Source organism: Sphingomonas sp. H160509, assembly GCF_024124765.2.
In the GTDB taxonomy this organism is placed as follows: Bacteria; Pseudomonadota; Alphaproteobacteria; order Sphingomonadales; family Sphingomonadaceae; genus Sphingomonas.
In genome coordinates this window covers 591,776-608,252 of record NZ_JAMXSR020000002.1, presented here as the reverse complement: position 1 = coordinate 608,252, position 16,477 = coordinate 591,776, and the positions used below count along the sequence as shown (strand labels likewise).

Sequence of the window (16,477 nt, the reverse complement as noted above, 5' to 3'; positions counted from 1 at the left end):
GGGTTTCCAGATGGCATTCACCGGTTCGGTCGATCCGAAAGCGTATCGCGCGCTGTGGCGCTGGCACTTCTATGCAGGCCTGATCGTCGCGCCTTTCCTGCTGATCCTCGCCGTCACGGGCTCGATCTATCTGTTCAACGACGAGATTGACGATGCGCTGTATCCGGCGCAGCGCTTCGTCGCGGTCCATGCAACGCAGGTACCGCCGTCGCGGATGATCGATGCCGCGCTGAAGGCTCATCCGGGGGCCGCGACGCGGATCGACCTGCCGGGCGCGCCCAATCGCTCGGCGGTCGTCTTCGTCACCCCCGATCACGGCGAGCCGCTCCGCGTGGCCGTCGATCCGGGAACGGGCCGCGTGCTCGGCTCGACGATCTATGCCCGCACGCTGGTCGGGTTCGCCGACGAGATGCACGGATCGCTGACGCTCGGCACGGTCGGCGACCGGATCGTCGAGCTTGCTGCGTGCTGGGCGCTGGTCCTGATCGTCACCGGCCTGTATCTGTGGTGGCCACGTGGTCGCGGAGGCTTCGGCGGTATCCTCTATCCCAGGTTGGGCGCGAGGGGACGCCTGTTCTGGCGCGACCTGCACGCGGTGATCGGCGTCTGGTCCGTCGCGTTCATCGCGTTCCTGCTGCTGACCGGCCTCCCCTGGGCGGGGATCCAGGGCGACCTGCTCAACCGCGGTACCGCGGCGCTCGGCATCGGCTACCCGGCATCGAACCGCACGCACAATGCGCCCGCAAGCGTGCCGATGAAGACCGCGCTCGGCGAGGCACCATGGACGATGGAACTCGCACCGATGCCGACATCGACGGCATCTTCCGAACATGCCGGTCATGCCGGCCACGAGATGACCATGGCGGTCCGCGACGATGCGGCGGTGGCCGGGATCGACCGGATCGCAACCTCCGTGACGCGCGACCATCACGTCGCGGGTGCGTATCGCCTGTTCCTGCCGAGCGGACCGACCGGCGTCTATACCGCCTACACCTATCCCGATCAGCCGCAGGGGCAGCGTACGCTGTATTTCGATCGCTGGACCGGCGGCTTGATCCGCGAGGTCGGCTACCCCGATTACGGCTGGGCGGCGAAGGCGATCGAGCTCGGCGTCCAGCTGCACATGGGGAATTACTTCGGGCTCGCGAACCAGCTCGTGATGCTGACGACGTGCATCGCGATCGTGCTGCTCGTGATCAGCGGCGTCGTGATGTGGTGGAAACGCCGCCCGACGGGCCGCCTTGCCGCGCCAGCGCGCGTCTCCCCAACGAGGATCAAGGGAGCGGTCGCCATCCTGATTCTCGCCGGGGTACTATTCCCGATCCTGGGAATGTCGGTGATCGCGATCTTCCTGATCGACCGCTTGGTATTGCTCGCGGCGGTGAGGCGATAGCGGAACGATCGAGGATAGCTGCGGCGCGCGATTGCGCCACGGCCGCGAGACAGTCGGTGGCGGGCGTACCGTGCCCCCGCGTGCGAGGGATGCCGATTACGACGCGTGCCTGCGGCAGCCTAACCACTTCCAGCAACAGCATACCGCTGCCTACCGGCCCGACTGACAGTATCCCCCCTGCTCTTTACGTCAACGTCATCTACACGCTCACGTAACAGGCCCCAGTCACGCCCATGACTGCTACTCTACTGCAATAGTTGTAAATTAATGATCAATTAAGCATACATTTATCTTGTAATTGATATTAGTAACATACATAGATCAAGTATGGTGGAATAGGCCAAGCGTTGCGAACGTCGCGACGGACCGTTTCAGCCTCATGATGCCTGTTTGCATACAGATTCTTGAGACCCGATCATAATCGGGCTCCAGTATCTTCGAAGGCTTCGTCCTTGCTTCGGACGCTCTCCCCACATTCATTGAACATGGCTCCCGCTGCTGCGGATGGGAGACCCGTGCCTTCCATCCGCGGTGACTTTCGAGGTGTTCATGTACAAGTCGACCCTTTGGGCGGCCGCGCTTGCGGCTGTGAGCCCGGCTGCCTTGCTGATTTCGACGCAATCGGCGCAGGCGCAGGTTCCCGTCGGGGCCGGTGGACAGCTCCAGCAGATCCCGCCCGTACCGCTGAACGAGACGCCCGCGCCCGATTTCGGGTTCGAGCGCAAGACGCCCGTCGTCGTTGCCGCCACGGGTGGCCCGAAGACGCGCGTCCGGTCGCTGCGCGTGACCGGGGCGACGCTGTTCCCGGAGGCCGACCTGATCGCCGCATCACAATTCACGCCGAACAGTGAGCTCGACCTGTCCGACCTGAAGACGCTCGCCGCGCGGATCACCGCCTATTACACCAGTCGCGGCTATTTCGTCGCGAACGCCTATCTGCCCGCACAGGACGTACGGAGCGGCGCAGTGACGATCGCCGTCATCGAGGGACGCTTCGGCGCGGTCGGCGTAAAGAATGAATCGCGACTGTCGGACAGCGTCGCGAACGGCATCCTTGCCGGGCTCGACGTTGGCGATCCTGTCGCGGTCGCGCCGCTCGAGCGCCGCTTGCTGATGCTGTCGGACCTGCCCGGCCTGCGCGTGTCCTCGACGCTGAGCCCCGGCACCGCGGTCGGCACGTCGGACCTGCTGGTCGCGATCACCCCCGGCCAGAGCATCACCGGCAGCGTCGAGGCCGACAATGCCGGCAACCGCTACACCGGCGCCTACCGCGTCGGCGGCGTCGTCAACTGGAACAACCCGACGGGCTCGGGCGACGTGCTGAGCCTGCGCGCGCTGACCTCGTTCTCCGGGCTCGCTTACGGCCGCGCGTCGTACCAGGCACCGATCGGCCAGGTCACGCTCGGCGTCGCGTTCGCGCATCTCGACTATTCGCTGGGCAAGGAATTCGACAGCCTGGACGGCAGCGGCAACGCCGACGTCGCCAGCGTCTATGCGAGTTATCCGCTGATCCGGTCGCGCGACAACAACCTGTACGTGACGCTCGGCGGCGACGTGAAATGGTTCGAGGACAAGATCGGCATCGTCGACGTCACCACTTTCCGCCGCGCGCAGGTCGTCACCGCAGGGCTTAGTGGCGATGAGCACGACACGCTGCTCGGAGGCGGCTGGAGCGCGTATTCGTTGAGCTATTCTGTCGGCAATCTTGACATCCGCGGCGCCTATGAGCGCTCGGTCGACGCGCTGACCGCGCGCACCGACGGCAGCTACGGGAAAGTGCAGTTCAGCTTCGCGCGGTTGCAGACGATCGCCGGCCCGCTGTCGCTGTTCGCCTCCGCCCGCGGGCAGATCGCGTTCAGCAACCTCGATATCTCCGAGAAGATTGAGCTGGGCGGCGCCTATGCGGTGCGCGCCTATCCGGAGGGCGAGGCGTACGGCGACCAGGGCTATGTCGCCACCGCCGAGGCGCGACTGGCCTTGCCGCAGGTCGTTCCGGGTGCGCTCCAGCTGTTCGGGTTCGTCGACGTCGGCGAGGTCGATTACGTCAAACACCCGTATTTCGACGGGTCGAACCACGCGAAGCGCAGCGCGTACGGCGCCGGCCTGAGCTGGGCGGGACCGTACGGGATCGCCGCCAAGGCGACCTATGCACGCAAGCTCGGCGATGCCGATGCGACGTCCGCCCCCGACAAGTCGGGCCGCGCCTGGTTCCAGCTCTCGAAGACATTCTGAGCGCACCAGCACCCCCAAAATTTAGCGGCCATCCGCCGCCACCGAGGATACCGCACATGACCCCCATCCCTTCGTCGATTAGAAATACCCGTCGCCCCGCTCCCACCGTCACGCGCACCAAGCGCGGCGGCTTGTTCGGCACGACCGGCCTCGCGCGGTTCGCCTGGCTGATCGGGTTCAGCCTCGCGGGCACGATGGCAGCGCGCCCGGTCGAGGCGCAGACGCTGCCGACCGGCGGCGAAGTCGTTGCGGGCCAAGCTAGCATTGCGACCGGCACCAAGTCGCTGACCGTGACACAGAACAGCGACCGCGCGGCGATCAACTGGCAGTCCTTCTCGATCGGCAAGGGCAAGAGCGTCGTCTTCGAGCAGCCGACCAGCAGTTCGGTCGCGCTGAACCGCGTGCTCGGCTCGGACCCGTCGGTCATCCTCGGCAACCTGTCCGCGAACGGGAAGGTGTTCCTGGTCAACGCGAACGGCATCCTGTTCGGCCAGACCGCCAACGTGAACGTCGGTGGCCTGGTGGCCTCGACGCTGAACATTTCCGACTCAGACTTCCTCGCGGGCAAGAACAGTTTCGCGGGCACGAGCGGCGCAAGCGTTCAGAACGACGGGACGATCACCGCGAAGAATGGCTATGTCGCGCTGCTCGGCGCGAACGTCGGTAACGGCGGCACGATCAAGGCGAACTTCGGCACCGTCGTGCTGGCGGGCGGCGAGGCGATCACGCTCGACGTGGCGGGCGACGGGCTGCTCAACGTCGCGGTAGACAAGGGTGCGGTCGGCGCGCTGGTCCGCAATGGCGGCCTGATCCGCGCCGACGGCGGCAAGGTCGTGATGACCGCGCAAGGGGCCGGCGACCTGCTCCACACCGCGGTCAACAACACCGGCATCGTCGAGGCCCGCACGTTGCAGAACCGCGGTGGCACGATCATGCTGCTCGGCGACATGAAGACCGGCACGGTCAGCCTTGCCGGCACGCTCGATGCAAGTGCACCGGTCGGCGGCAATGGCGGCTTCATCGAGACGTCGGCGGCCACCGTCAACGTCGCCGATAGCGCCAAGGTCTCGACCTTCGCGCGGTCCGGCGCGACGGGCATGTGGCTGATCGATCCGCAGGATTACGTGATCGGCGCGGGCGGCAACATCTCGGGCGCTACGCTTTCGGCACAGCTCGTGACGACCAGCATCACGATCAGCACGATCCCCGCGGCGGGCGACACGACCACCGGCAACGGTGACATCTTCGTCAACGACGCGGTTGCGTGGACCGCGTCGGGCGTGCCGACGACGCTGACGATGAACGCGTTTCGCGACGTCAACATCAACGCGCCGATCACCGCCACCAACGGCAACATCGTCGCCTGCTGTGGCCGCGACGTGAACGTCAACGCGCCGCTGACCACGACCAACGGCAGCATCCTGCTCAACGCCGGCCGCAACGTGCAGGTGTTCCACGCGATCACCACGACCGACGGCAACATCGCCTTGTGCGCAGGCCATGACCTGATGATCGACGCGGCGGTCACGCTGACCCGCGGCACGACAATCCCCGCGCAGAGCCTGGGCCTGCCAGTCGGTCTCACGCTGATCGCAGGGTCCGACGGTACCGGGCCGGGCGTCAACGGCGGCACGATCGTGTTCTCCGCGCTGTCGCCGCCGACCACGGTCACCGCGGCGCCGGTGTCGATCAACTACAACCCCGTTTCGTACACGACGCCGACCGACTTCTCGACCGAGTTCGTCCTGACCGAGGGGCGCCGCCATCACGCAGCGGATGCTGCTGTTCCCGACCGCGCAGAAGGTCGCCGACGGCACCAATGCGGCGGTGCTGAGCGGGTTCAACACCAACGGCACCTCGGGGACGCCGACCGGGGTTTCGCTGGTCGCCGGCCCGAATGCGACCGCGACGTTCGACAGCACCGGCGAAGGCACGGGCATCGGCGTCAGCTTCAGCGGCTACACGCTGACCGGCGCGAACGCGAACCAATATGCGCTGGCGAGTTCGTGCTGCGTCGCCGGGTTCCGGACGACCGGGACGATCACGGCTGCCGCACCGGCGCCTGCTCCCGCGCCTGCACCAGCACCAGCGCCCGCCCCGGCACCAGTGCCCGCTCCGGCACCAGCGCCCGCCCCGGCACCAGCGCCCGCTCCGGCACCAGCGCCCGCCCCGGCACCAGCGCCCGCTCCGGCACCAGCGCCCGCTCCGGCACCAGCGCCCGCTCCGGCACCAGCGCCCGCTCCGGCACCAGCGCCCGCCCCGGCACCTGCGCCCGCCCCAGCGCCTGCCCCGGCACCAGCGCCTGCTCCGGCTCCGGCTCCGGCACCAGCGCCTGCTCCGGCACCCGCGCCAGCACCGGCGCCAGCTCCAGCTCCAGCACCGGCACCAACGCCGACGCCCACGCCAACCCCGACGCCTCCGCCAGTACTCGCGCCGCCCCCAACCGTGACACCGCCCGTTACCCCTGTTCCGAACCTGCCCAATGCTACGCGGCCGTTTCTGGAGGTTCCGCCGGTGACGGTGCGCGTACCGACGCCGCCGACGATCGAGGTGGTCGAGGGTGGCGTGACGTATCCGGCGCCAGAACGGCCCGGCACCGTGATCGTCGAAACGCCCGAAACGCCGCAGGTCGTGCAACCGGTCGTCGAACGCCCGTTCGTGCAGCCTACGCCGCCCAACACGCCAGCCGTGCCGAATTATCCGCGGAAGCAGGCGCGTCATTGAGATGATCGGGACTGCGCGGCGCGGCGTCTCGCCGCCCGCTCGCTGGTTTGCGAGCTGGCAGGCACTGCTAGGCTGGGGAATCGTTGCGAGCGGCGCCGCCGTACCGGGCATGGCGGCGTCCCCCGCGCCGGCTGCGATCGTCGCGACCGCTGCGCCAGACGATGCTGGCCGGTTCGGCGGCGTGGCGACGTCCGACGACGTGCGCGACACGGTGAACTGGGTGTCGACGTCGCACGACAATCATGCGCTGCCGTTCGTCGTGATCGACAAGGTGAACGCGGTGGTGCTCGCGTTCGACGGTCGCGGTATCTTGCGCGGGCGGGCGCCGGCGTTGCTCGGGATGGCGCGCGGCGACGCCAGCGTGCCGGGTATCGGCCAGCGCAAGCTAGCGACGATTACGCCCGCGGAGCGCACCACGCCGGCAGGTCGCTTCCAGGCCTCGCTCGGGCGCGATTTCGAACAGGATATCCTGTGGATCGACTATGATGCCGCGCTGTCGCTGCACCGTGTGATCAAAGGGCGCCGCGTCGACGATCGCGCCGGACGGCTCGCATCGGCGACACCGAGCGACAACCGGATCTCATATGGCTGCGTCAACGTGCCGCCGGGATTTTACGACGATGTGGTGAAGCCGTTGTTCACCGGCACCGTCGGAATCATTTATATCCTGCCTGAGGTTAAGCCGTTGCGGAGCGTGTTCGCCGTGCCGGTCGGAGCTAATTGACCGAACTCTCGATCCTCCCCTGCCAGGGGGTGGCTGGCGCTTGCCACACGGAGGGGGAGGACACGGAACGGGCCTGATCGTGCCCTCCCCCTCCGTCGCCTTCGGCGCCACCTCCCCCTTGCGGGGGAGGATCAAACGTTACGTCACTGGCACCAAGGTCGTTCGCGGTACCATTTCGTCAGGACGTACTTCACGCCCTGCTCGACCGGCATGCCTTGGTGAAGCGACCCCGAGTTCGGCGCGCCATACTCGTCCATGTTGTTCCAGATCACGAGGTTGCCCGCTTTCGGCGCGATCATCACCCCCGCGGTCGGGTAGTTCGTGCGCCCTCCAGCCTCGGGTTCGTTGAGGAAGGTCATCGCCGACCAGGTCCGCTGGCCGCCCATCGTTACCTGGTCGAGCCAATAAGGCTGTTGGGTATCGAAGAAGTCGTGATGCGGCTTGAACTCCTGCCCGACCCCATAACGCTGCCCCTGCAACGCTTCGCCGTAGCGCGGCTCGAGCCCCGTCAGCAGGTCGAGCTTGGTCTCGACCGCAGTCACGGGCGCCGGGCCCGGATAGAGGTAGCACGTCTCGCTGGTGCGGTGCGGAGACACCGGGGCATCGCCGACGACCGGCGACGGCACGCGATTGGCCTCGATGAGCGCGATCACCGCGGCGCATTCGTCAAGCGTGAGAAAATCGCGAACGATATAAAGCTCCGTGCCGTTGGCCGGCATCCGGACCGCGCCGGGATAGCACAGGATCCGATCGCGCACCTGCTCGGCAGAGTTCGCCCTGCCAAGCGCTTCGCTTTGACCATCGCGACGATCGGTGGATCGTGCGTACGAATTGGCGCACAGGCTTTCAATATTAGTCATAAAGTCCGCAATACTCACAAGAATCACGATATGGATTATGACTTAAATCTATAAAGCAGGTTAAGTTTCGTACAACGTGCATCCTTATCAAATAACCGACGTTTATCCTGTACGACCAACATAGGTTAGGCTGGTTGCGCGACTACATCGCGAACCGCAGCCCTCATGGATGCGCATAAGTCGCACCTACCGAAGAGTTCGGGAACATCCCCCGCTCCGCTGCCGGCGTGAGCCCTGGGTGACGCGATTGAACGACATCGGCGGAGACTATTCATGAACCCGAGATTTCTCGTGGGCGCTGGACTTCGGTCCGGCGGGCACACCACCCTGGCGGTCGCGACCGAAGCGCAGAACCAGCGCATCCCCCAGCGGATCAAGGACCGGCAGACCGAACGCTTTCGGTAGGCGCCCGCGGGTCGCGCGCTGAACGCCACCCCGACCCACCGACGTCCCCCATTCTGCTCTTGCTCGTCCTCGCGCCTCGCGGGGCCAGGATAGTCATGTTCAAAAATCTTCTCGCCGGCGCCGCCGCGGCGTTGCTCGCAGTCATCCCGCAACCCTCAGCCGCGCAGACGGTGGTATTGCCGGGCGCGCTCCTGCTCGCCGGCTACCGCGCGACCTGCGGGCCGGTCGACACGATGATCCAGCCGATCAACGACATCGCCGCCGCGTACAAGGGTCGCATCATCCTCCACCCGCGCGTCCTCGACTTGCCGCGCGCACAGCAACTCTTCTGGTACACGCACGAATGCGCGCACCAGATCTTTGGCCCGGGTGAGGCCGCTGCGGATTGCTGGGCGGTACAGCAGGGCAAGATCCAGGGCTGGCTCACCGGAGACGAACTGGCGAAGCTCGCCGTGACGATGCGCTACTATCCCGGTGACGCCACGCATACCGACGGTGCAGCGCGGATCGTGGCGATGAACGCTTGCTTCGCACGATAGTCCAGCGATCCCGGCGTATAAGAGAAACTCAAGACTGTGGCGCTAGTTGGGTATCGACAGCGCAATAACTACTTCCGGCTGATCCAGGTCGTTGACAAGATCCTACCGACGGCTTCTGTATCGTTAGCGTAACGATACGGCCCATTACGGTGTCGGATCGCCTCCGTCTGGATTGCACACGCCATGCCTGGTTCTCTACCCGAGGCGATAGACGGCGGTGCACGGTCGCACGGCCCGGACGTTTCCGCCTGCGACCGCGAACCGATCCACCGGCCAGGATCGATCCAACCGCACGGCCTCGTCCTCGTTGCCGACGCCTGCACCTTCAAGATCATGGCGGGCGCGGGCGACATCGAAAAATTGCTGGCGCCGCATTGGCTCGGCGCGAACCTCGACGACCTTCTCGGCCAACCCGTCTCGGCGCAACTCGCGGCCAAGCCCAACGCCAGCACGGTTGTGCTCGCGCGGATCGTCGGCACCGAAACGCCGTTCGACGCAATCGCACACCGCATATCGAACACAATCGTCGTCGAACTCGAGCCCGCCCCCCATAGCGATGCCGTCCCCAATCGATGTCCTGGTGGAGATGGAGGAAGCCGCGGCGACGTTCGAACAGGCGTTCGGACTACGCGAACTGTGCGAACGCGCCGCCAGGACGTTTCGCCAATTGACCGGGTTCGACCGGGTGATGCTGTACCGCTTTCTCGACGATGACGCCGGGGTCGTTCTGGCCGAGGACCGCGATCCCGCACTCGGCAGTTTCCTGAACCAGCATTTCCCGGCGTCCGACATCCCGAAACAGGCGCGCGCGCTGTACGTTCGGAACCGTGTCCGCATCATTCCCGACATCGCCTATGAACCCGCATTGCTCCGGCCCGCAGGCGCGACGCCGCTCGACATGAGCGATCTTGCGCTGCGCAGCGTATCGCCGATCCACCTGCAATATCTCGCCAACATGGGCGTCGCGGCGTCGGCGTCGGTGTCGATCGTCCGCGACGGCGCGCTGTGGGGCCTTGTTGCCTGCCACCATCCGACGCCGAAGTTCCTGCCACTGCATGTCCGCATGGCCTGCCGTGCGCTCGCCGGGAGCCTTGCCCGCCAGATCCGAGCGAAGGAGGATGCCGAGCTTTACCGCGAGCGCATTCGCCTCCGTACCGCCGAGGACGCGGTCGTGCTTCGGCTCGGCAGCGACATCTCGCTCGCCGGCTTCTTCGCGACCGCGGGCGACGACATGTGCCGGATGCTGGGCGCCGACAGTTTCGCGGCGGTTCGCGGGACCGAATTGTTCGTCGCTGGCCGCTCGCCGCGCCATGACGACATCCGCGCGGTCGCCGATCATGTCATCGATCTCGGCCGGGCGCTCCCCTTCTCGACCGACCGGCTGTCGGAACAGCTGCCCGGAGCCACCGGTTTCCAGGATCTCGCCAGCGGCGTTCTCGCGGTGACGATGTCGACCGACGAGCCGACGATCCTGATCTGGTTTCGTGCCGAGCAGATCGAGGTGATGAACTGGGCCGGCAATCCGCACAAGGATCTGGGCGTCGATCCTCACATCCCGTTAACACCACGCGCGTCGTTCGAAAGCTGGAGCGAGGCGGTTCGCGGCCGATCAGTACCGTGGACCTTGTTCGAGATCGAGGCCGCCGGGCGGTTGAAGCGGACGATGTTCGACGCCCGCCAGAACCGTCGCCTGTTCGAGGTGAACCGCGAGCTGACCGCGACGATCGCCGACAATGAGAGCCTGTTGCTGCAGAAGGACTATCTCATCAAGGAGGTCCATCACCGCGTCCAGAACAGCTTGCAACTCGTCTCCGCGTTTCTCGGCCTTCAGGCGCGAGCGGTCGGCGACGACGTCCTGACCGCACATCTCGCCGAGGCGCAGCGACGGCTCTCCGCGGTCGCGATGGTTCACCGTCGACTCCATTCCGACGAGCACGTCCAGGCGGTCGATCTAGCGCGGTACATTGGCGACCTGTGTACCGAGATCAAATCGACGATGGACAAGTCATGGGGCGGCCAGATCGAACTCGAACTCGCGCCAATCCTGATCTCCACCGATCGCGCGGTCAGCGTCGGGCTGATTCTGACCGAGCTGGTGATCAACGCCAACAAATACGCCTATGCCGGCGCGTCGGGGCCGATCACGATCGCGCTAGAACAGCATCGCAACCGCTTTCGCCTGATCGTTGCCGATCGCGGTCGCGGCAAGGCGAGTTCCGGGACCGGGTTCGGGTCGCGGATGCTCATGTCGATGGTCGCGCGGCTGTCCGGCACGATCGAGGAGGCCGACAACGATCCCGGCCTCCGCGTCACCATCGGCGCGCCGATCAACGACGACCTCCCGCACGCTTGATCCGCTACTCGGTCGAGCCCGTATGCATCAGGTGACGCACGTCGTCCGCGACCTGATTGTTGGCGCCGAGCCGCTCGATCAACTGCGCCGGACGGCTGCCCCGCAGGCCTGCCGTCGTCAGTTGCTTGTCGCGGACATAGGTGTAGACGCCGCTGACCGCGAACGCCTGGACATGAGTGATGTGGGCCTTCTGCGCAGCCTCCGTCGCGACGAAAATATCGGACTCGAAGAAAGCGCGGCGGGTGAGCGGACTCTCGAAGGCCAATTCGATCACCGCGATCAGCGCACGCTCGGCCGGCACGAGGTGGTCGACGTTGGGTGCGGGCGGCGCGGGTTCGGCATTGTCGTAGCGGTCCGGCAAGTGTAGCCGCAGTTTCAGCACCGCTGAGTCCGCCGCGAGCGTTTCGGCAAAGCTCGTCATGAACGTACCGAACGCGTCCGCATCGTCGCCCGCCGCGCCGAAATGGACGTGAATCCGGTCGAAGCCGTCGTCGCCGTTGGGGATCGGATCCGCGATCCGGTCGACCAATGTGCGCGATCCGCTCGGTAGCGCATAGGCGACGGTGGCGGCGAACATGTTCTGTTCGTCGGCGAACAGGATGGGGCTCTCAGCGTTGAAGACGTCCTGGTCCGCCTTCGAGGCGAAGCCGATCTCGACTCCGCCATCGAGTTCATAGTCCGCAAACGGCGCGATCCCGTCGATCGCCGGCCAGAGATGCGCGTCCTGCTCGCGGTCCAGATGGTTCTGGACGTACCAGCCGAGCCCCGGGATGCGCGAACAGAGCGGACCGTGGACGTCGCGCCAATAGGTCGCGAAAACTTCGTGCGGGACGCGGGGGCGGCGCAATACCGTCGTGTAGCTGTTGATGACGATGCTGGCATCGCGCTGTGCATAGTCGGTCGTGGTCGAGGCTTTGGGCATGACTGGGTTCCAAATGACGGAAGGGTCGAACGCGCGAAGACAGAATGCAGGGTCCGGCGGGTGTGTAAATTCCCGCACGAAACCCGATCGTTACGCGATGCTCCGGGGCTTCAGCCGGTTGACTATCGGCGTGACGAGCACCGCGAGGATGGCGATCGCGGCGGCGACATAGCCGACCGCGCCGAGCCCGAGGTGCTGGATCACCGAACCGCCGATGATCGCGCCGAGACCGATGCCGGCATTGGCCATCGACACGTTGAGCGTACCGGCCAGTGCCTGCGCGTGGCTCGCCGACTGCATCACGCGGACCTGGCAGATCGGGTAGAGCGCGGTGTTGGCGATGCCCCAGACGGCGAGCGCCACTGCGAGCCAGGCATGCGAGCCCGCGACCAAAGTCGTCGCCGCCATGCCGACCGCCAGCACCAGCGACGTGATCGCCGTCACCAGCAACGGCCCGCGACCGACGAACTGTCCGCCCAGCCAGTTGCCAGCGAGACCGACGATGCCGAAGCCCATCAGCCACCAGCCCACCTGCCCCGCCGGAATGTGCGCGATCTGCTCCAGCGTGTCGGCGAGATAGGTATAGGCGGTGAACATCGCGGTGAAGACGATCACCGACAGCACGACGTTGCCGAGGAAATACGGGTCCTTCAGGATGCGTGCCTGTTCGGCCAGCTTGACGCGCGCGGGGCGGGCCAGCGTCGGCATCACGACGAGCAACAGCACCGCCATCAGGAGCGACAGTCCCGACAGTCCCCAGAACGTACCGCGCCAGCCGAATGCCGTCGATGCGAGCGTCCCGAGCGGAATGCCGAGTACCATCGCGCCGGAAATACCGAGATAGACGTTGGCGACGGCCTTGCCCGCCTTCTCGGGGCCGGCGAGTTCGCCCGCGGTTTCGCTCGCCGTCCCCCCAGAACACCGGCAGCGCAAGCGCCGGCAGGAACCGCGCGAGGCCCAGCACCCAGATGTCCGGCGCGGCCGCGGCGAGTGCGTTCGCGCCAGCGAAGATCATGAGGATCACGACGAACAGCCGCTTGCGCTCGAAGTGCGACAGCATCGCGGTCAGGAACGGTCCTGCAAGCATCACAGTGAACGCGAACAGGGTCACGAGCTGCCCGGCGACGGTGATCGAGATGCCGAGGTCGCGCGACAGGCTCGGGAGCAGGCCGACGATGATGAACTCGGTCGTGACGATCACGAAGGCGGAGATCGCCAGCAGCAGCACGGCTAGGCCATGCCCTGCGGACTTGGCGCTGGGTGTCGCGGCATTGAGAGGACGAACGGGGGACGACATTGGCAAACTCCTGTAACTGCCGTCTCTACGCGCGACGAAAAGCGACGTCCTGCGGCATGTTTTCGTGTATGGCGGGACAATAATTCCAGAATGGACTCGCATGATCCCCTCCGAACGCCTGAAAGGTATCGAAGCTTTTGTCTGTACCGCCGACGCTGGCAGCTTCACCGCGGCCGGCGTGCGGCTGAACCTGACCAACTCCGCGGTCAGCAAGAGCGTCGCGAGACTGGAGGCGCGGCTTGGTAGCCGGTTGTTCGAACGGACCACCCGCCGGCTGACGCTGACCGACGTCGGCGCCGCCTTCTACGAGACCTGCGTCCGCGTGCTGGAGGATCTTGCCGATGCCGAAGCGGTGCTGGCAGCGCACCGGTCGGAGATCGTCGGGCGGCTGAAGGTCGACGTGCCGATCGCGTTCGGGCGGATGCAGGCGATGCCGCTGTTGCTCGCCTTCGCCGAACGCCATCCGAATCTACGCCCGAGCATCACCTTCACCGACCGGAAGATCGACATCGTCGAGGAGGGAATCGACGTCGCGATCCGGATCGGCGCGTCGGAGCCGTGGCCGGACAATCTCGGTCACCGCTATCTCGGCAGCGAGCGCGTCATAATCTGCGCCGCCCCCGCCTATCTCACGCGGCGCGGGACTCCGGCATCGGCGGACGATCTCGCACGGTTCGACTGCATCCTATACGGGCGCGGCGACGGCAGCACGATCAAATGGCGTTTTGCCGACAGCGCTGGCGGCATCGACGAGCGCGCGATGGAGGGCCGCATCGTCCTTGGCAGCGCGGAGGCTCAGGTCGGCGCGGTCAAGGGTGGGTTCGGTATCGCGCAACTCGCGACCTGGCTGATCGAGGACGAACTCGCGCGTGGCGACCTGGTCGAGGTCCTTCCCGAACTGGCGACGGCGGGGCTTCCGCTGCATCTGGTCTGGCCCCGGCGACGTCAACTCAGCCCGAAGGTGGATGCGCTGCTCGATGCACTGACCAGCGGACTTCGGATTGCATGACGACGAGGTGAAAAGCGCGTCATCCCGCCATTTACTGCAACTCGGGGGTCGCATCGCCTGTTGGGGAAGGATGACCATCCTCAACGATCAAATCGCTATCGTCACCGGCGGTGAATCTGGCATTGGTGCTGCCTGCGCCAAGGCGCTCGGCGAGGCCGGCGCGCGCGTTGTCGTCACCTATTTCAAGGACGCGGCGGCGGCGCAGGCGGTATGCGCGGCGATCGGCGGCGCCGACCGCGCAATTGCCGTGCAAACCGATGTCGGCGACGAAACCGCGATTGAACATCTGTTCGCACAGGCGGAAGCTGCGTTCGGCACGGTCACGCTTCTCATCAACTCCGCGGGCCTCAACATGAGCGGCGTCATGCTGGTGGATATGGAACTGGCGCAGTTCGACCGGGTCATCCGCTCCGACCTCTACGGCCCGTTCCTGACGTGTCGCCGCATGGTCCGTGCTCTGGAAGCCAAGGATACCAAGGGCCGCATCGTCAACATCTCGTCGATCCACGAACGCGCGCCGCGACCCGGCGGCGTCGATTATGACTCCGCGAAGGGCGGCCTGTCGCAATTGACGGCGACGCTCGCGCTCGAACTTGCGCCTAAGGGCATCGCGGTCAACGGCGTCGCACCGGGCATGATCCTGACGCCGATGAACCAGTCAGCACTCGATCATCCGCAGGAGCTCGCTGCCAAGGAGGCCGCGATCCCGTGGAAGCGCGCCGGACGACCAGACGAGGTCGCGTCGCTGGTGACGTTCCTGCTTTCGCCCGCGGCGGACTATATCACCGGCACGACGGTGACGATCGACGGCGCGCTGTCGTTGACCGTCGCGCAGGGCGCGTGATGGTCACCTACGCGGTCGAGCAGCTCGACACCGTCGCGATCTCCGCCAATTCGGTGATCGACGGCATGGACCTGATGAGCCCGTTCATCTGGAAGGAAGGCGACCTGTACCGGATCATGGTCCGCGGCGTTCCGCACCCGCTCGGGCCGCACGATCCCACAGGCATTATTGCCCGCGGCGAAAGTCGCGAAGGCCTGTCGTTCACGATGGATCCAGGCCTTGCGATCACCCCCGGCCCCGGCGCGGAGGACATGGGTGGATGCGAGGACCCGACCGTCTTAAAGACGCCCGACCACGAGTATCTGATCTACTACACCGGCGTCGATGCGGACCGCTCGCAGGGCTGCATGATCCTCGCCGCCGGCCGCGACCTGACGGCGCTGATGAAGGAGGACCTGGTCCTCAAGGCGCCGCCGGGCGAGGGCAACATCAAGGAAGCCACGCTGGTGCAGACGAGCGCCGGCGACTGGCGGTTGTTCTACGAATACGCCGCGGATGGCGCGTCGCGGATCGGCATGGCGGGTGGGCCCACTGCAAAGGGACCGTGGACCGTGCTGCCTGACCCGTTCGGCATCCGCGACGATAGCTGGGACAATTGGCATCTGTCGACCGGGCCGATCTGGCAGGCGGAGGGCGCTGACCCGGTGATGTTCTATAATGGCGCGACGCATGATGCGCGGTGGCGGATCGGCTGGATCAGCTTCAGTCCGGATCTCGCGCGGGTCACGGGGCGCGGGTTGGAACCGCTGCTCGTGCCGCCGCCTGCGCTGAGCCGCGAGGCGACAGATATAGCGTTCGCCGCCTCAACCGTCGCGGAAGGCGACCGGATTGCATTATATTATTCGCTCGAGGATCGCATGCTGAGACGCGCGTTGATCGGACGTTATAGCCACTGACTGCGGAGAAGGGTCGCGAGCGGCGTACCGTCCGCGACCCTTAATCATCAGCCGTGGGCGCGCGCTGCGGCTTTCTGTGTGCGTGCCTGCTTGGCGTAGTGGTGATGCGCAACGACGCAGCCGATGGCGGCACCGGCAACCGCATGGCCCTTACCGACGAAATGCCCGCCAACGCCGCCAGCGGCAGCGCCGCGGATGCAGCCCTTCGCCAACACGGGCGACGCCGTCATCGCGAGGAGCGGAAGAGCGAGCAGGGTAATGAAGCGCATGGCGGTATCC

The 16,477-nt window shown here is 66.0% G+C and carries 14 protein-coding genes and 3 pseudogenes; 12 read left to right on the top strand and 5 right to left on the bottom strand.

Annotation, left to right across the window (positions count from 1 at the left end):
* The first annotated feature begins 10 nt into the window (after nt 1–10).
* The 5 genes and pseudogenes from NHF48_RS04570 (at nt 11) to NHF48_RS04550 (ending at nt 7,073) form a co-directional block, all read left to right on the top strand.
* Entirely contained in the window at nt 11–1,393 is a 1,383-nt protein-coding gene (locus tag NHF48_RS04570) for a PepSY-associated TM helix domain-containing protein (RefSeq protein WP_253070417.1), read from the top strand.
* Between the two features lie 549 nt (nt 1,394–1,942).
* Nucleotides 1,943–3,625, top strand: coding sequence for a ShlB/FhaC/HecB family hemolysin secretion/activation protein (locus tag NHF48_RS04565; protein ID WP_253070416.1), 1,683 nt, complete (start codon nt 1,943–1,945; stop codon nt 3,623–3,625).
* Between the two features lie 56 nt (nt 3,626–3,681).
* Nucleotides 3,682–4,524, top strand: a pseudogene (locus NHF48_RS24670) (two-partner secretion domain-containing protein); the annotation flags it as partial.
* Nucleotides 4,525–5,401: 877 nt separating this feature from the next.
* The gene (locus NHF48_RS04555; protein ID WP_253072337.1) at nt 5,402–6,349 is read left to right on the top strand and encodes a YDG domain-containing protein; all 948 of its coding nucleotides are present in this window, start codon (nt 5,402–5,404) and stop codon (nt 6,347–6,349) included.
* Between the two features lies 1 nt (nt 6,350).
* The gene (locus tag NHF48_RS04550) at nt 6,351–7,073 is read left to right on the top strand and encodes a L,D-transpeptidase (protein WP_253070415.1); all 723 of its coding nucleotides are present in this window, start codon (nt 6,351–6,353) and stop codon (nt 7,071–7,073) included.
* Between the two features lie 143 nt (nt 7,074–7,216).
* Here the strand turns inward: NHF48_RS04550 and NHF48_RS04545 are convergent, their stop codons facing one another.
* The gene (locus NHF48_RS04545) at nt 7,217–7,933 is read right to left on the bottom strand and encodes a prolyl hydroxylase family protein (protein ID WP_253070414.1); all 717 of its coding nucleotides are present in this window, start codon (nt 7,931–7,933) and stop codon (nt 7,217–7,219) included.
* 273 nt (nt 7,934–8,206) lie between these two features.
* Between NHF48_RS04545 and NHF48_RS04540 the strand changes: the two genes are divergently transcribed.
* The 4 genes and pseudogenes from NHF48_RS04540 (at nt 8,207) to NHF48_RS04525 (ending at nt 11,230) form a co-directional block, all read left to right on the top strand.
* Complete coding sequence (locus NHF48_RS04540; RefSeq protein ID WP_263816723.1) at nt 8,207–8,338, top strand: hypothetical protein; 132 nt, start codon at nt 8,207–8,209, stop codon at nt 8,336–8,338.
* Nucleotides 8,339–8,433: 95 nt separating this feature from the next.
* Nucleotides 8,434–8,877: a hypothetical protein gene (locus tag NHF48_RS04535; RefSeq protein ID WP_253070413.1), complete on the top strand. Its 444-nt coding sequence runs from the start codon at nt 8,434–8,436 to the stop codon at nt 8,875–8,877.
* Between the two features lie 183 nt (nt 8,878–9,060).
* Nucleotides 9,061–9,363 (top strand): annotated as a pseudogene (locus NHF48_RS04530) (hypothetical protein); the annotation flags it as partial.
* A gap of 70 nt (nt 9,364–9,433) precedes the next feature.
* Entirely contained in the window at nt 9,434–11,230 is a 1,797-nt protein-coding gene (locus NHF48_RS04525) for a histidine kinase dimerization/phosphoacceptor domain -containing protein (protein ID WP_263816722.1), read from the top strand.
* Between the two features lie 4 nt (nt 11,231–11,234).
* Here NHF48_RS04525 and NHF48_RS04520 read toward each other — a convergent pair whose 3' ends face one another.
* The 3 genes and pseudogenes from NHF48_RS04520 to NHF48_RS04510 all read right to left on the bottom strand — a co-directional run.
* On the bottom strand, nt 11,235–12,152 hold the full coding sequence (locus tag NHF48_RS04520) for a hypothetical protein (protein ID WP_253070410.1): 918 nt from the start codon (nt 12,150–12,152) through the stop codon (nt 11,235–11,237).
* Nucleotides 12,153–12,242: 90 nt separating this feature from the next.
* A complete protein-coding gene (locus NHF48_RS04515; RefSeq protein ID WP_253070409.1) occupies nt 12,243–13,085 on the bottom strand; it encodes an MFS transporter in 843 nt (280 codons plus the stop codon).
* Nucleotides 13,086–13,125: 40 nt separating this feature from the next.
* Nucleotides 13,126–13,449: pseudogene (locus NHF48_RS04510) on the bottom strand (MFS transporter); the annotation flags it as partial.
* 100 nt (nt 13,450–13,549) lie between these two features.
* On the opposite strand from NHF48_RS04510, the gene NHF48_RS04505 reads away from it, so the two are divergent.
* The 3 genes from NHF48_RS04505 to NHF48_RS04495 all read left to right on the top strand — a co-directional run bounded on the left by NHF48_RS04505 (nt 13,550) and on the right by NHF48_RS04495 (nt 16,198).
* Nucleotides 13,550–14,458 carry a LysR family transcriptional regulator gene (locus NHF48_RS04505; protein ID WP_253070408.1) on the top strand — a complete coding sequence of 303 codons (909 nt, stop codon included), beginning with the start codon at nt 13,550–13,552 and terminating at the stop codon, nt 14,456–14,458.
* Nucleotides 14,459–14,528: 70 nt separating this feature from the next.
* Nucleotides 14,529–15,302: an SDR family NAD(P)-dependent oxidoreductase gene (locus tag NHF48_RS04500; protein ID WP_253070407.1), complete on the top strand. Its 774-nt coding sequence runs from the start codon at nt 14,529–14,531 to the stop codon at nt 15,300–15,302.
* Nucleotides 15,302–16,198 (top strand): glycosidase, encoded by an 897-nt coding sequence (locus NHF48_RS04495; RefSeq protein WP_253072336.1) that lies wholly within the window; start codon nt 15,302–15,304, stop codon nt 16,196–16,198. The genes NHF48_RS04500 and NHF48_RS04495 overlap by 1 nt, the downstream gene beginning before the upstream one ends.
* Nucleotides 16,199–16,245: 47 nt before the next feature.
* Here the strand turns inward: NHF48_RS04495 and NHF48_RS04490 are convergent, their stop codons facing one another.
* Entirely contained in the window at nt 16,246–16,467 is a 222-nt protein-coding gene (locus NHF48_RS04490) for a hypothetical protein (protein ID WP_253070406.1), read from the bottom strand.
* Between the last annotated feature and the right edge of the window lie 10 nt (nt 16,468–16,477).

Bases quoted from the DNA above. Each gene is read 5' to 3' on its own strand.
- NHF48_RS04520 (WP_253070410.1), bottom strand. From the start codon at position 12,152: ATGCCCAAAGCCTCGACCACGACCGACTATGCACAGCGCGATGCCAGC.
- NHF48_RS04545 (WP_253070414.1), bottom strand. From the start codon at position 7,933: ATGACTAATATTGAAAGCCTGTGCGCCAATTCGTACGCACGATCCACC.
- NHF48_RS04500 (WP_253070407.1), top strand. From the start codon at position 14,529: ATGACCATCCTCAACGATCAAATCGCTATCGTCACCGGCGGTGAATCT.
- NHF48_RS04495 (WP_253072336.1), top strand. From the start codon at position 15,302: ATGGTCACCTACGCGGTCGAGCAGCTCGACACCGTCGCGATCTCCGCC.
- NHF48_RS04555 (WP_253072337.1), top strand. From the start codon at position 5,402: ATGCTGCTGTTCCCGACCGCGCAGAAGGTCGCCGACGGCACCAATGCG.
- NHF48_RS04525 (WP_263816722.1), top strand. From the start codon at position 9,434: ATGCCGTCCCCAATCGATGTCCTGGTGGAGATGGAGGAAGCCGCGGCG.
- NHF48_RS04535 (WP_253070413.1), top strand. From the start codon at position 8,434: ATGTTCAAAAATCTTCTCGCCGGCGCCGCCGCGGCGTTGCTCGCAGTC.
- NHF48_RS04565 (WP_253070416.1), top strand. From the start codon at position 1,943: ATGTACAAGTCGACCCTTTGGGCGGCCGCGCTTGCGGCTGTGAGCCCG.
- NHF48_RS04490 (WP_253070406.1), bottom strand. From the start codon at position 16,467: ATGCGCTTCATTACCCTGCTCGCTCTTCCGCTCCTCGCGATGACGGCG.
- NHF48_RS04550 (WP_253070415.1), top strand. From the start codon at position 6,351: ATGATCGGGACTGCGCGGCGCGGCGTCTCGCCGCCCGCTCGCTGGTTT.
- NHF48_RS04505 (WP_253070408.1), top strand. From the start codon at position 13,550: ATGATCCCCTCCGAACGCCTGAAAGGTATCGAAGCTTTTGTCTGTACC.
- NHF48_RS04540 (WP_263816723.1), top strand. From the start codon at position 8,207: ATGAACCCGAGATTTCTCGTGGGCGCTGGACTTCGGTCCGGCGGGCAC.
- NHF48_RS04570 (WP_253070417.1), top strand. From the start codon at position 11: ATGGCATTCACCGGTTCGGTCGATCCGAAAGCGTATCGCGCGCTGTGG.